The organism is Epilithonimonas bovis DSM 19482 (genome assembly GCF_900108115.1).
GTDB lineage: Bacteria > Bacteroidota > Bacteroidia > Flavobacteriales > Weeksellaceae > Epilithonimonas > Epilithonimonas bovis.
In genome coordinates this window covers 19303-34212 of the sequence record NZ_FTPU01000033.1, presented here as the reverse complement: position 1 = coordinate 34212, position 14910 = coordinate 19303, and the positions used below count along the sequence as shown (strand labels likewise).

General features: G+C 39.1%; 16 protein-coding genes. 8 read left to right on the top strand and 8 right to left on the bottom strand.

The window, feature by feature from the left end; genetic code table 11:
- Together B0B05_RS12650 and tatC are read left to right on the top strand one after the other, a co-directional pair.
- Positions 1 to 295, top strand: a 295-nt coding sequence (locus B0B05_RS12650; RefSeq protein WP_143746021.1) for a transposase, incomplete at its 5' end; no start/stop codon positions are given.
- A 140-nt stretch (positions 296 to 435) separates the two neighbouring features.
- Positions 436 to 1263 carry a twin-arginine translocase subunit TatC gene (gene tatC / locus B0B05_RS12645; RefSeq protein ID WP_076783992.1) on the top strand — a complete coding sequence of 276 codons (828 nt, stop codon included), beginning with the start codon at positions 436 to 438 and terminating at the stop codon, positions 1261 to 1263.
- A gap of 24 nt (positions 1264 to 1287) precedes the next feature.
- On the opposite strand, the gene B0B05_RS12640 is transcribed toward tatC, so the two are convergent.
- A complete protein-coding gene (locus B0B05_RS12640) occupies positions 1288 to 1707 on the bottom strand; it encodes a DMT family transporter (RefSeq protein ID WP_076783991.1) in 420 nt (139 codons plus the stop codon).
- Positions 1708 to 1807: 100 nt separating this feature from the next.
- On the opposite strand from B0B05_RS12640, the gene B0B05_RS12635 reads away from it, so the two are divergent.
- Positions 1808 to 2281, top strand: coding sequence for an Lrp/AsnC family transcriptional regulator (locus B0B05_RS12635; RefSeq protein WP_076783990.1), 474 nt, complete (start codon positions 1808 to 1810; stop codon positions 2279 to 2281).
- Positions 2282 to 2361: 80 nt separating this feature from the next.
- On the opposite strand, the gene tpx is transcribed toward B0B05_RS12635, so the two are convergent.
- A complete protein-coding gene (gene tpx / locus B0B05_RS12630; protein WP_076783997.1) occupies positions 2362 to 2859 on the bottom strand; it encodes a thiol peroxidase in 498 nt (165 codons plus the stop codon).
- 168 nt (positions 2860 to 3027) lie between these two features.
- Between tpx and B0B05_RS12625 the strand changes: the two genes are divergently transcribed.
- The 4 genes from B0B05_RS12625 (at position 3028) to B0B05_RS12610 (ending at position 9217) form a co-directional block, all read left to right on the top strand.
- Complete coding sequence (locus B0B05_RS12625) at positions 3028 to 5247, top strand: NADP-dependent isocitrate dehydrogenase (RefSeq protein WP_076783996.1); 2220 nt, start codon at positions 3028 to 3030, stop codon at positions 5245 to 5247.
- Positions 5248 to 5342: 95 nt separating this feature from the next.
- Positions 5343 to 7757 carry a SusC/RagA family TonB-linked outer membrane protein gene (locus B0B05_RS12620; protein ID WP_245799327.1) on the top strand — a complete coding sequence of 805 codons (2415 nt, stop codon included), beginning with the start codon at positions 5343 to 5345 and terminating at the stop codon, positions 7755 to 7757.
- 110 nt (positions 7758 to 7867) lie between these two features.
- Positions 7868 to 8695, top strand: coding sequence for an alpha/beta fold hydrolase (locus tag B0B05_RS12615; RefSeq protein WP_076783989.1), 828 nt, complete (start codon positions 7868 to 7870; stop codon positions 8693 to 8695).
- A 63-nt stretch (positions 8696 to 8758) separates the two neighbouring features.
- Positions 8759 to 9217, top strand: a complete 459-nt coding sequence (locus B0B05_RS12610; RefSeq protein ID WP_076783988.1) for a methylglyoxal synthase — start codon at positions 8759 to 8761, stop codon at positions 9215 to 9217.
- 34 nt (positions 9218 to 9251) lie between these two features.
- Here B0B05_RS12610 and B0B05_RS12605 read toward each other — a convergent pair whose 3' ends face one another.
- The 6 genes from B0B05_RS12605 to gcvT all read right to left on the bottom strand — a co-directional run bounded on the left by B0B05_RS12605 (position 9252) and on the right by gcvT (position 14390).
- Positions 9252 to 10274 (bottom strand): pseudouridine synthase, encoded by a 1023-nt coding sequence (locus tag B0B05_RS12605; RefSeq protein ID WP_076783987.1) that lies wholly within the window; start codon positions 10272 to 10274, stop codon positions 9252 to 9254.
- 87 nt (positions 10275 to 10361) lie between these two features.
- Complete coding sequence (locus B0B05_RS12600) at positions 10362 to 10805, bottom strand: DinB family protein (protein WP_076783986.1); 444 nt, start codon at positions 10803 to 10805, stop codon at positions 10362 to 10364.
- The gene (locus B0B05_RS12595; RefSeq protein ID WP_076783994.1) at positions 10805 to 11971 is read right to left on the bottom strand and encodes a methylmalonyl-CoA mutase family protein; all 1167 of its coding nucleotides are present in this window, start codon (positions 11969 to 11971) and stop codon (positions 10805 to 10807) included. Before B0B05_RS12595 ends, B0B05_RS12600 begins: the two co-directional genes overlap by 1 nt.
- Positions 11972 to 11975: 4 nt before the next feature.
- Positions 11976 to 12326: an FtsB family cell division protein gene (locus tag B0B05_RS12590; RefSeq protein WP_076783985.1), complete on the bottom strand. Its 351-nt coding sequence runs from the start codon at positions 12324 to 12326 to the stop codon at positions 11976 to 11978.
- A gap of 213 nt (positions 12327 to 12539) precedes the next feature.
- Entirely contained in the window at positions 12540 to 13157 is a 618-nt protein-coding gene (gene udk, locus B0B05_RS12580; protein WP_076783993.1) for a uridine kinase, read from the bottom strand.
- Positions 13158 to 13310: 153 nt separating this feature from the next.
- Entirely contained in the window at positions 13311 to 14390 is a 1080-nt protein-coding gene (gene gcvT, locus B0B05_RS12575; RefSeq protein WP_076783983.1) for a glycine cleavage system aminomethyltransferase GcvT, read from the bottom strand.
- A 174-nt stretch (positions 14391 to 14564) separates the two neighbouring features.
- Here gcvT and B0B05_RS12570 point away from each other — a divergent pair, with 174 nt between their 5' ends.
- Complete coding sequence (locus B0B05_RS12570; RefSeq protein ID WP_076783982.1) at positions 14565 to 14897, top strand: zinc ribbon domain-containing protein YjdM; 333 nt, start codon at positions 14565 to 14567, stop codon at positions 14895 to 14897.
- Positions 14898 to 14910 lie beyond the last annotated feature (13 nt).

The window sequence follows — 14910 nt, the reverse complement described above, 5'->3', positions numbered from 1 at the left end:
GATTGATAATCAAAGCATTGTTTTCACGGATAAAAGCACATCATACGTTGATATTTCAGATTTTGTTGAACTTCATATCACCGAAAAATCTGATAAAGAAACTACCAACGAAACCTTAAAATGGGTTCACATCACCATCAGCAATGCTAAAAGAAATCTATTGGGAAATTATCATAAAATCAAAAGAAAATATCTTCAATTGTATCTCAACGAATTTATTTACAAACTAAATCGAAGATATTTCGGAGACAAACTATTCGAAAGGCTCATTATTGCTAATATTACAGCAGTATGATTAAAAACGGATATACATAAAAAAAATTAACAAAAGCTGTGATTTATCAAAAATAAGCCCTTAATTACACTCCAAACCTAAACTGCTGTATAACAAATAAAATTTCTTAATTTCGTGGACTGATTTTCTATAATCAATTTATGAGCGAAGAGAAAGAGATGTCCTTCCTTGGGCATATTGGGGAATTGAGGTCTCACCTTGTAAGATCTATACTGGCTATTGTTTTGCTGGCCATTATTGTAGGTTTTAATATCAACTGGGTGATGGACCATATTTTTTTCGGACCAACGAGAAATGATTTTTTAACCTTTAGAGTTGTTAATCATTTTTCCCGGGAACTGACCGGAAGAGACAGTTTTATTTTGCCGGCTCAGTTTAGCGTGCAGCAAAAACAACTTTTCCAACAGTTCAATGTAATGATGGCTGTTTCGCTTTTCTCAGGTTTGGTCCTGGCATTCCCTTATATTGTCTGGGAAATCTGGAGGTTCATCAGTCCGGCATTGTTGCCTAAGGAGAGAAAACATTCGGTATTTTATATCAATTCCATCTGGATGTTGTTTATGTGTGGTGTATTGTGCGGCTATTTTTTAATTTTACCTTTTGCAATTAATTTTGGGCTCCTGTTCAAAGTATCCAATAATATTGTACAGCTTTTTGACCTGTCGGACTACACTACTTTATTTTTACAGGTAACCATGGGTATGGGTGTTGTGTTCCTCTTTCCTATAGCAGTTTACATTTTAACATCCATTGGTATCTTGACGCCTAAGTTTCTCAAGACTTACAGAAGGCACGCTATTGTATTGATCATGGTGGTCGCAGCTATTATAACACCTGCCGATGTCCTGAGTATGATGGCGGCTGCATTACCACTGGTTGTGCTTTATGAGATTAGCGTGATAATGTCTAAGATGATTTATAAAAAAATGCAAAAGCAGGAACAGAATAAGGATATTATTAAACCTTAAAAATTAAAAAAAATGCGGTATAAATTATACTGCATTTTTTTTTAAACTCAATAACACAATTGTAGAAACAATCAGGAGGCTCCCCAGCCAGTCTAGTGGCGAAAAAGAAATATTCAGCCAAAAAATACCGAGCAATGCCGCGGATAATGGTTCCACAGATGCCAGCAAGCTTGTCTTTTGTCCACCAATAATTTTAGCCGCTGACAGGTAAGCATAAAACGCAATCAGGGTTCCGAAAATAATGATGATGAATGTATAAAGATAAGTGCTATAATCCCAAATACCTTCTACTGCAAAAGGAGATTTTATAAATGAGAAGCCAATTCCGCCGATCAACATTCCCCAGCCGATAATAACCGAAGAAGAATACTTCTCCAACAACTTCATAGGCTGTAATGTATATATTGCCAGAAAAAAGCCTTTTACCAACTGATCCTTTTTCATATGCATTAATTTTAATGCAAAAATATCTCAATTAATGTGTGTGTGTTTTCACTAAATTTGGGTAGTTAAATGCAATTTTTTTGCGTTCAAAGACCAATTTATGGACAATCTAGATCACTTTGATATAAAAATATTGAGCATACTGCAGGAAGACAACCTTCTTCCGCAGAGGGATATTGGTGAAAAAATCGGACTGTCCGCAGCCGCAGTCCAGAGAAGAATCAAAAGGATGCGAAAAGCGGAACTTATCCAAAAAGATACGATTATCCTGGATCGCGAAAAAATTGGACAGCCAATTACACTGATCGTGGAAGTAGAACTCGAAAATGAAAAAATTAACCTGATTGACGAAGCCAAATCTATTTTTACCAACACGCCGGAAGTCCAACAATGTTATTATGTAACCGGCGATTCGGATTTTATTCTGATCATTCTGGTTTCATCTATGCAGGAATATGAAGCATTGACGCGTAGAATCTTCTTCAGTAATAAAAATGTGAAACAATTCAAAACTTCGGTAACGCTCAATATCGTAAAACTAGGTATGAATGTTCCTTTACCAAAAGCCAATTAAAACCTGTAGTAATATAGACTGAAAAGCGGGAAATCTAACAGTAAGATTTCCCGCTTTAAGAGTAAATTGAGTTCAGAGAACTATTTGAGCGCATTAACAGCAGCTTCGTAATTAGGTTCCTGCCCTATTTCCGGGACTTGCTCGGTGTAGATCACTTTTCCTTTTTCATCAAGAATAACAACAGCTCTGCTCAAAAGCCCCTTTAGTGGAGAATCTTCCAGTGTAACGCCATAATCTTCGCCAAAATTTCCACGGAAGTCTGATAAAACTTCAACATTCTTAAGGCCTTCGGCAGCACAGAATCTGTTAAGTGCAAAAGGTAAATCTCTTGATACATTGATAACTACAGTATTTTCCAAGGAACTGGCATCTTTGTTAAATTCCCTTGCCGATGCTGCACAAACGCCGGTATCAATACTTGGGAAGATGTTTAACAAAACTCTTTTCCCTGTAAAATCTGCCAGATGTTTTTCTGAAAGATCGGCCGCAACCAGTGTAAACTCCTGTGCAGTGGTTCCTACTTCCGGCAAAGTTCCTACCGTATGGATGGGATTGCCTTTAAATGTGATTTGTGACATTGTAAAAATATTTTTCCCAAAGTTAATCTTCCAATTCTTTTTAATCAAAAAATATTGCAGATTTTAATACAGATTTAACCTGATATGTTATAAATCACTGTCTGAATAGAACAAAAATCACTAAATTTGTGTGCCTTGAAAAAATTAGAATCAAAACAAATCAATATAATGTCAGAAAAATCAAAAATCATCTACACGCTTACAGATGAAGCGCCCATGCTTGCAACGCATTCTTTCTTGCCTATTGTAAAGGCTTTTACATCAGTTGCAGACGTTAATATCGTTCCAAAAGACATTTCACTTTCCGGGAGGATCCTGGCTAATTTCCCCGAATTTTTGAAAGATGATCAAAAAATTGCAGATGCTTTGGCAGAGTTAGGCGAACTGGCAACCACGCCGGAAGCAAACATTATTAAATTACCCAATATATCAGCTTCTGCGCCTCAGCTAGATGAGGCTATCGCAGAATTACAATCCAAAGGTTTTGCAGTGCCTAACTATCCTGCCGAACCAAAAAATGAAGAGGAAAAAGCCATCAAGGCTAAATATGCTAAAGTGCTTGGATCTGCCGTAAATCCTGTCCTTAGAGAAGGAAACTCAGACAGACGTGCACCAAAAGCGGTTAAAAACTATGCTAAAGCTAATCCACACAAAATGGGCGTCTGGGCATCTGACAGCAAAACCGATGTAGCACACATGCAAAGCGGTGATTTCTACGGAACAGAAACATCCACTACACTAGATCACGATTCCAAGTACAGGATCGTATTTTTTGGGAATGACGGTTCAGAAAAAGTACTGAAGGATTTTGCACCGCTAAAAGCCGGCGAAGTCATTGATTCTTCTGTAATGAATCTTAATGCGCTTAAAACATTTGTTCAACAAGCGATTGAAGAAGCAAAACAAAGAGGAGTTCTTCTTTCCGCACACCTAAAGGCAACGATGATGAAGGTTTCTGATCCGGTGATCTTCGGAGCTATTGTTGAGACTTTTTTCAAAGATGTTTTTGATAAATATAAAGATACTTTCAAAGAATTAGACATCAATCCCAATAACGGATTACAGAATCTTTATGATAAAATCGCCGGAACACCGAAAGAAGCGGAGATCAAAGCTGATATAGATAAAGCGCTTGCAGAAGGGCCAAAAGTAGCAATGGTGAATTCTGATAAAGGTATTACCAATTTCCATGTGCCGTCTGACATTATCGTAGATGCGTCTATGGCTGCACTCATTAGAAATGGCGGTAAAATGTGGAATAAAGAAGGTAAAGAAGAAGATACGCTTGCTGTAATCCCAGACCGTTCTTATGCAGGATTTTACCAGGCTGCCATTGACGATATGAAGAAACACGGCGCGCTGGATCCTGCCACAATGGGCACAGTTCCCAACGTAGGCCTAATGGCTCAGAAAGCTGAAGAATATGGTTCCCACGACAAAACCTTCCAGGCAGAAGCTGACGGAACTATTAAAGTTCTGGATGAAAACGGCCATACCCTTCTTGAACAAAAAGTTGAGAAATCAGATATATTCAGGATGTGTCAAACCAAGGATGCAGCAATCCAGGATTGGGTAAAATTGGCAGTCAACAGAGCAAGATTGTCTGATACGCCAGCCATTTTCTGGTTGGATAAAGACAGAGCACACGACAGGGAAATGATCAAGAAAGTTGAAAAATACCTGGCTGATCACGACACAACAGGACTTGACATCAAAATCCTTGATGTAAAAGATGCCATGACCGTAACTTTGGAAAGAGCCAGAGAAGGAAAAGACACCATCTCTGTTTCAGGAAACGTTTTGAGGGATTATTTGACAGACCTTTTCCCTATCCTGGAATTGGGGACTTCAGCAAAAATGTTATCTATAGTCCCATTGATGAACGGTGGCGGACTTTTTGAAACCGGAGCCGGAGGTTCAGCACCAAAACATATCGAGCAATTTATAGAAGAAGGTTACCTGAGATGGGACTCTCTTGGTGAGTTTCTGGCACTACAGGCCTCCTTAGAACATCTGGCACAGACTCAGAACAATACAAAGGCACAGATTTTGGCTGATGCTCTGGACGAAGCTAACGCTAAATTTTTGGCAACAGACAAATCCCCAGGAAGAAAATTAGGAACGATTGACAACAGAGGTTCTCATTTTTACCTGGCAACTTATTGGGCAGAAGCATTGGCTAACCAAACCAAAGATGCTGATATCGCTGCAAAATTTGCACCTGTCGCAAAAGCCTTGACCGAAAACGAAAGCAAAATCAATGATGAGCTGATTGGGGCACAAGGCAAGCCACAGGATATTGATGGATATTACAGACCTGATTATGAGAAAACGGATAAAGCAATGCGTCCTTCCGCAACGCTTAATCAGATTGTTGACGGCATCTAAACATAGCCTTGTTAAAAATTATATAAAACCCTCAGCAAATGTTGAGGGTTTTCTTTTGTTTAATTAATTTGCATAGAAATTAAAATCAACACTTTATGAAGCTTTTTGGTATGAGAAAAATTTTTATTTTTTTTATGTATGCAGTCGGGATTTTACAGTTCAAAGCTCAGGACAAAATCGGTAAAGCCATCGAGAATCTTGAGCAGAATTATGCACAGGAAAAAGTCTACGTTATGCTGGACAAAAACAGCTACGTTACAGGCGATAATCTTTTCTTCAAAACTTATGTATTTGACGGATACAGGCGCTCGTCGATCTCCAATACTTTATTTGTTGAGCTTTATGATCACAATAAGAATCTGGTAGATAAGAGAACCATTCCCCTACAGAATGGCGAAGGCAACGGCAGCTTTAACCTGACAGATGCCCTTAAGGAAGATGTTTATTTTTTGCGTGCCTATACGGCCTGGATGAACAATTTCCCGGAAGAATTTAATTTTATAAAAGCCATTCCGATTTATAATCCTTCTTCAGAACAAAAGTTGGTCTCAGACCATAATGAAAAATGGGATGCAGCCCTATTCCCGGAGAGCGGCACATTTGTAGAAAACATCAATACAAAAGTAGTGGTAAGGCTATTTTCGCAGGGACAACCCGTTTCCGGATGGAGCGGCTACGTGACTGATGCTACCAAACCAACAGAAAAGTTGGCCACTTTTAAGGCTTATGACCAGAATGTAAGCAGTTTTGCAATAACACCAAAAGCGGGTAAAACCTATAAAGTTGTTATTGAAGACAGCAAAGGACAAAAACAAACTTTGTCTCTGCCTGCTGTTAGCAGCTCCGGGCTTAATCTGCAGGTGAATAGTACCAATGAGGGTATTAATTATTCTATCAAAACCAGTAACATAACTGATGGCCTGAAAGGCTACAGCATAGTAGGAACCATTAATAATCAAATGGTTTACAGAGCTAATATCAAGAACCCTACTAATGAGGTCAACAGTAAAATCCCTACCAAAGTAAGTGATGATAATAATGCCGTTTTACAGTTGGTGATCTTTGATGATAAACAGGAAGTTGTTGCCAAACGCCTGTGTTTTATCAAACCAAAAAATCTTAATATTGCTGAGCCAACTTTTGTAACAACAACGCTTAATAACGATGCCAGAGCCTTCAACAGTTTTGAGATAGAGCCTGATGCAGATTACTCGCATTATACAGTTCTTGTAAGAGAGAAACCGGAAAACAATACTGCTGAAAATATCCTAAGCGCGCTTTGGTTCACAGGGGATTTTACAACACCGGTTGTTGCGCCGGCGCAGTACTTCTCAAAAAATGCAAATACTGATGCATTGGATGCGCTGCTAATTTCAGAAAATTGGAAACGATTTAACTGGAACGATATTCTTGCTGAAAAAAAACCTGACATCAGATACAGGCCAGGACCTAATTTGTCTTTTAAAGGAAAAGTGACCAACAATGGCCGGATTTTGCCCAATAAAAATATCAATCTGCTTTTCCGTGCGGGCGATACAGATAAAGGATTATCGCAGTCGGTGACTGATGACAGCGGCTATATCTATCTTAATAATGTTTATTTCGAAGGTCCGCTGACGGTATCCTATTATCTCAACCAGGATAAGGACAAAACTGCAGAATCCGACAATCTCAATATCAACTTTCAGCCATTAACAAGTAATACGCCTCTTAAAGGCAATTTACCGGCAACTGCGTACCACCTAACTGAAAATGTGAAAAATGCAGCCTCCAATCCTGAAGTTGCAAAAGCACTTCAGAACAGGAAAAATCAGCAAATACTAAAAGCAGCCAACGATGAAACACTGATTAAAGAAGTTCAGATCACTGCAAAAAAGGTGGACAAAAAAGCGGAACTGGACAAAGAATTATCAAGTGGCAGATTCAGCAGTATGAACGCCACCATTTTTGATCTCGTTAATGAAAATCAGGATGCGCAATCTTCCTTAAATATTATGCAATGGTTACAGGGCCGAGTTGCCGGCGTCACTTTCCAGATGGACAATACCGGGAATTATGTACCGAGTATACGGGGTTCTCAGGCATCACTTTTCCTAGATGAGGTTCCTGTAGATGCCAGCATGATCAACTCCCTTCCTGTAAGCAATATTGCCATGGTTAAGGTGCTGAAGGACGGCGGGCTTGTTTCTAACGCGATTGCCATCTATACCAAACGTGGCAATATGTTGGCCGATCAAAAAGATGATAAGAAAGAAATCAATAACAAAGCGGTACTAAGGGGTTATGATGTTCCTGCCGAATTTGAACAGCCTGACATCACCAGCGATGCTTACAAAAGAGTAAAAAATGACACGCGCGAACTTTTATACTGGAACCCCAATTTGACATCAGAATCCAACCTGCCGCCAAGAGTCCTGTTTTTTAATAATGATAATGCTAAAAACAGAGAAATTAATATTATCAGTTTTGATAAAAATGACCGGCTATTGTACTACGATGAAGTGAAATAACCGGTGAAATGTTAATTAATTATTAAAAGGCTTTCTTAATATGAGAAAGCTTTTTTTGTGGTCTGATGTTTGGTAAAAATTAAAAAATATTAATATTAAAAAAATAAATTATGCCTTACATCACAAAACCGGTAGATAAAAATAAAAGTATCTATTATGAAGATTTCGGACAGGGACAGCCTGTTATTCTGATCCATGGATGGCCACTTAGCAGCAAATCGTGGGAATTGCAGGTACCTGCATTATTGGACGCTGGCTACCGTGTTATCACTTACGACAGAAAAGGATTTGGGAAATCATTCCCTACCCTGGATGGTTATTGCTATAATGGCCTTGCCGAAGATCTTCTCGACCTTATAGGAGAACTTGATCTACAGAATGTTATATTGGTTGGTTTCTCTATGGGTGGCGGAGAAGTGGTCCGGTTCCTGACCAATTACGGTTCTGATAATGTTGCCAAAGTAGCGCTTATCGCTTCAATCATACCACTGGTAAAACAGAAAGAAGACAATCCAGATGGCGTTCCCGAAGAAGATTTGGCCGACATTCTTGACAATTTGAAAAAAGACAGAGTTACGTTTTTGGAAGGTTTTCACAAAAACTTCTATAACTACGGATTATTATCACAATCGGTAAGCCAAAAACAGCTGGACTTTGACTGGAGCATTGCTTCGCAGGCCTCTCCTATCGCCACTATAAAATGTGCGGAAAGCTGGGCGAATACAGATTTCCGTCCTGAGCTCAAAAATGTAACAGTTCCTACACTCATTATCCATGGTGATGCTGATAAAATAGTTCCTATTGCAACAGCTGGCGACCAGGCCGCAAAAGGAATAGCCAACAGCCAATACCACGTCATAGCTGGCGCACCACACGGACTTAATGTAACCCATGCGGAAGAGGTCAACCAAATCTTATTGGATTTCCTGAAAGGATAATGACTCAACAGAAAAAACAGTAGCTTTTATAGCTGCTGTTTTTTATTTTTACAAAAAATTAAAATGAAAACAAGAATAATCAGCCCACAAAAAACAATTGCACTGGTTGCTCATGATCATAAAAAAGATGAATTAATCATCTGGGTAAAAAAACATAAAGAAATCCTTTCCCAACATCGTTTGATAGCTACAGGGACTACAGGAAAGCTAATAGAACAGGAACTGAATGTAGAAGTTATCCGTGTACTGAGTGGGCCATTGGGTGGTGATCAGCAGTTGGGTGCCCTCATTGCGACACATGAGATTGATATCGTCATTTTCTTTTGGGATCCTATGGAAGCTCAGCCACACGACAGCGATGTCAAGGCATTCCTAAGACTCTGTGTCGTATGGAATGTGCCCATTGCCAACAATTCCTCCACTGCAGATTTTATCCTGAGTTCTCCGTTTATGTCAACAGAGTATCCGGCAGAGATAACTGATTATTCAAACTATCTCAACCGCAATATCAAGGGTATATAAAATAAAAAGACTGAAAATTCAGTCTTTTTTATGTTTATAACATTTTAAGCGTGTTGACTTCCATGTCTGTAAGGATCCGCCAGTGCCCGCGTTTGATATTCTTCTTGGTAAGACCCGCAAACATTACACGATCCAGCGCTTCTACCTCATAACCAAGTTTTTGGAAAATCCTGCGGATAACCCTGTTCCACCCGATATGGATCTCTATCCCAACCTGGTTTTTTGGTTGCCCTTCTATAAAAGAGATACTGTCTACTTCAGCAACGCCTTCTTCCAGACGGATACCATCACCAATAGCCTTGAGATCTTCTATGGACAATTTTCTGTCAAGTGTTACATGATAGATTTTCCTCATATTAAAGGAAGGATGCGTCAATTTTTTGGTAAGATGCCCGTCATTGGTCAGCAAAATGACGCCGGTTGTTTGCCTGTCCAGCCTGCCAACAGGGAAAATCCTGTATGGTGAAGCATTGGCCGTAAGATCCATTACAGTCTTTCTTGCTTTTTCGTCTTTGGTTGTAGAGATGTAGCCTTTGGGTTTGTTCAGGAGAACATAGACCGGTTTCTCTGGTGTAATGTTTTGGCCGTCAAAAACTACTCTGTCGGTTTTCTGCACCTGATATCCCATCTCTGTAACCACTTTACCATTAACCTCGACCAAGCCCTGGGTAATCAATTCATCAGCCTCTCTTCTGCTGCAAATACCAGAATTGGCTATATATTTATTAAGCCTGATCGTTTCCTTAGGGATGCTTTTGCTTATTTTATCGAATCGTCTTTTTTGGATAAAAGACTTGGTTTTATCTTCATCACGTTCAGTTCTTCTAAAAGGCTTTTTGGGACCGAATTTTCTTTCACCGTTCTCATACTTGTCGCGGCTGTCAAAATTCCTGTCTCCGCCTCGGGTTGTTTTAGGGCCTTTGGAGTTCCCAAAAGACTTGCCACCGGCAGATTTACCACTTCTTTCGCCTGAGCCACGGGAATTTTCAGAAGGTTTGCCTGCGCCAAAACTTCTAGGTTTTTTATTTCTTCCTGATTGATTTCCGTCTCTGCTCATTTTCTAAAATTTTTGCAAAGATAGTGAATTACTTATGAGTTACGAATTATGAACTGTTTTTTACCAAACCGAAAAAATTACGATGCTCTAATTTCTCTTGTAGAAGATATAATCCGTATTGATAGGTTGCAGTCTACATTGTTTCATAAGCAGTGCTATCTGGCCTCTGTGATAAGTGGAATGATTAACGAAATGAAAAAAAATCTCATGGACTGCATTAGAAAATTGTTTATTTTTTGAGTTTCTGTAAATAATAATCTCATCAAGATTTCTTTCCCTCAAAATTTTGTTGCTTTTTTCAAAATTAGATTGATTAATTCCTGAAAGTTCCTCTTCCGGATTGATTTGCCAAATCTCGAATAATGGTTCTTTAAGAATCCGCGCATTCCAAACCTGCTGAGCGTTAAGAATATGATTGAGAAGCATAACTGTTTTTTCATCAACTGCAGATTTGTTCTCAAAATAAGCATCAATCACTAATTGATTACATTGTGCATTATATTCTAACAGATCAATCAATTGTTCTCTCATCACTCAAACATTTCTGCCCAGCGGACTTTTTTGATTTCTTTGATATTGTAAAGGTCAGAAACAGATTTTTTGACATCCAGCTTTGGATAAAGATTCACCCCGATCACCTTGATTTTACCTTCTTCTACCCATTGCTGCTCTTTTACAGCCTGTTCATAGATCATTTTTTGGATTTTGCCAGATTTCAAAAGCTCCAGATAACCACCATCTTCCTCAATCTTTAGAAATAACTTCCAGGCTTTTTCAGCAAACTGGCGTGTGATGTCTTCTACATAATAACTTCCGGAAGTTGCATCTTCAAAAACATTGATGATACTCTCATAGGCCAAAACAATCTGTTGTTTAAAGGAAATCTCACTGGACAGTTCTGATGGATTTTCTATTTTATAATTATTACAGAAAACAGCATCAGCACCTGCAATCATCGCAGATGCCAATTCTAATGTAGAGCGGATAAGATTATTTTCCTGATCATATTTTGCCTTATTTCTTAACGAAGTTTCTGCAAAAATGTAAGGAATCAGGTCCTGGTCAAATTCTTTTGCATATTGATTAAACAAATATTTAAAAGCACGGATCTTAGCTATTTCCATGAAATAATTGGCACCAACAGCAAATCTGTAAATTAGTTTGGTAAGAATTCCTGATCCATATTTCTCTGTCAATTCCTGTGTTTTGCCCAGTGCAAAAGCCAACTGCTGGATGACAGAAGCGCCCGCATTCTGATGCAGACTTACGTCTATGCAAATCTGCTTCTCGAAGGTTTTAGACAGTAATTCACCAGCTAAATGTTCATCAATGACAGCGGACTGGTCATCAGAAAAAACATCGATTAAAGAGAAATAACGGTTGGTCTCGTCGGTTACGATATGTTCTGCCAAATCCGGATTATTAATAAAAATGGCCTTTTCCTGAAGATGTTCAACATTTTGGTTTAGAAGGACCGCGAAAGCCTGATCTGCAACGCTTTCCTGATACTCGGCGACCAGATGTGTGCTTTCCTCTGCTTTTGGAAGGGGTTTATACTCATTCGTGCTTTGGTAATAAGGTTGTACCTCAACACCTTCCAGATTATTTTTTCGGAGAACTTCGTAAATATTTTCAGTTTTTAACTGCTTTTTGACAAGCTGTTCCCAATCGGAAAAATGATTTTTTTTGTTCTCCATTGTATTATTTTTTTGCAATTTTTGAGCTGTCTACTACCAGGATAAAAATTTCTTCATTTGGCTTTTTCATAAAGTAGTTCTCGCGGGCATATTTTTCTTTCTCCTGCTTGTTGTTCATCAGTTTGCGATAGAACTTGTCATTTTTCTCGTATTCGGTTTTATAAAAATCGAGTTGATTTTCGTATCGTCCTATTTCGCCATTCAGCTCATTGATAACGAGAAACGATGTACTGTCAAAAAAAATCATCCAGACGAGAAAGCCGGCTAACGTCAACACATATTTATTAAAAACATAAGTCTGAAAAAACTTGAGCGTGGGCGACTTTTTCCTGATGTCTTTGATAAGTTCTTTCATATGTAGATTTTATTATTTGTTATTTGCCAAATGTTATGGCTGCATCTTCATTGTTTGCGCTTCCCAATCCTGGCGATTTCATGATCCTAAGCGCTTTTCTCCGGAGAATGGCTCGCAGCCCGGCTTGAGCGGAAATCCTTTTTTCCTGTGGCCAATGCTGGTGGCAAAAAAGATTGGGAACGGAAGACGGAAACAGCTGCCATAATCATTAGATTAATACACTTTTTTGAGTGAGTTGTTGATGACAGTTGTCAGAAAATCGATGGCCACAGAATTTTGCCTCATGTTAGGTACAATTAGATCTGCCTCATTTTTCGACGGTTCTATAAACTCCTGATGCATAGGCTTCAGCGTGGTCTGGTAACGGTGCAACACCTCCTGCAAATCGCGGCCACGCTCCTGTGTATCTCTACGGATCCTTCTGATAAGCCTTTCGTCAGAATCTGCATGAACAAAGACTTTGAGGTCAAATTCCTTTAGCAATTCTTTGTTGGTCAAAACCAAAATCCCTTCTACAATCAGTACATTTTTGGGCTCTACAATTACGTGGTCGCCAGTCCTGGAATGGGTAACAAAGGAATAGATCGGCTGCTCTATACTTTCCTCGTTTTTGAGTGCCTTCACATGTTCCAGCAGCAGTTCAAAATCGATGGATTTGGGATGGTCATAATTGAGAATTTCTCTCTCTGAGAGTGTCAGATTCTGGTTATCGTGGTAATAATTGTCCTGAGAAAGGACGTTAACGCCTTCTGCATTAAGTTGTTGAAGAATCTTGTTGACCACCGTGGTTTTTCCGGAACCTGTTCCACCGGCAATTCCAATTACGAGCATTTTTACATTTTTTACAAAAATACTATAATTTTTTTTCGGACTCAAATAAAAATGCTGCTTTGTAAAATATTAGTGGTGAAAAACAAAACGCTTAAATTTTAAAATAAAATGTCCCGAAAATTATTCCGGGGCATTATAATATTTTGGTTTATCCTATACAAAAGGTAGCTTTACCACTTTCGCAGGAATATTTTTGTTTCTGATCCTGATGAAAATTTCGGAACCCAGTTTGAAGTAAGGCTCATCAACATAAGCCAGCCCCAATCCTACTTTCTTCATGGGTGACATGGTTCCAGAGGTGACTTTACCGATAATATTGCCTTCGGCATCCACCACTTCGTAACCGTGTCTCGGGATAGCTTTCTCCTGCATCTCAAAACCAACCAGTTTTTTAGTTACGCCTTCGGTTTTTTGATTTTCAAGAGATGCTTTGTTCACAAAGTCCTTATCAAACTTTGTAATCCAACCCAGGCCGGCCTCCAAAGGCGACGTGGTATCATCGATATCATTGCCATAAAGGCAGAAGCCCTTTTCCAGCCTAAGAGTGTCTCTGGCAGCCAATCCGCAAGGGATCATCCCAAATTCTTCCCCGGCTGCGACAAGCGCATCCCAAAGCTGTCCTGCATTTTTGTTATCAAAATAGATCTCGAAACCGCCGCTTCCTGTGTAGCCGGTATTAGAAATAATGACATCCGAAACACCATCTACAGAACCTACTGTAAAATGATAATACGGGATAGATGATAAATCTGTATCTGTAAGCTTCTGAAGGATTTCTGTAGCTCTCGGGCCCTGGATGGCAATCAGAGACATTTCATCAGAAGCGTTGGTCATTTTCGCGCCGAACTTGTCATTGTATTTTGAGATATGAGCCCAGTCTTTATCGATATTGGATGCATTGACGACAACAAAGTATTTCTCGTCATCCATCTTGTAAACAATCAGGTCATCCACAATGCCGCCATTCTCATTGGGTAGGCATGAGTATTGCGCTTTCCCGTTTTGCAATGCATCTACATTGTTGGAGGTGACGAACTGTAGTAAGTCTTTTGCGGCAGGACCTTCAATAAAAAACTGCCCCATATGGGACACATCAAAGATCCCGGCTTTTTCCCGAACTGCAAAATGCTCTTCTGTTACACCTGAATATTGTACAGGCATCTCAAATCCTGCAAACGGAACAATCTTTGCGCCCAAAGCAACGTGTTTATCGTATAAAGCGGTCTTTTTCATTTTAGAAAGTGTAGATTTATTTTACTTACGCACAAATATAAACAAGATTTTAGATAATCAGAACACCAGGGCGATGACTTTAGGTATCCTGATAAATGTTAGTTGAAGCCGACAGACAATTAAGTTATATTTGCAGCGAAAATTTAATCTTATAATTTAATATCTAAATAAACTATGAGCGACGTTATCCTTTGCCCAAAATGCCAATCCGAATACACTTATGAACAGGACGGAATGATGGTCTGTTCCCAATGCTTCAACGAATGGGATCCTGCAGAAGCCGCTAACGCAGACAAGATTTTTGATTCTAATGGTAATGAACTCCAAAACGGGGACTCTGTAGTTGTTATCAAAGACCTGCCTGTAAAAGGTGCTCCCAAGCCCGTAAAAGCAGGAACTAAAGTAAAAAATATCCGGCTGAGACCAGACAGTGATCATAATATAGATTGTAAAATTGATGGTTTTGGATCTATGGCGCTGAAATCAGAATTTGTAAAGAAAGCTTAATAAAATTTGACTT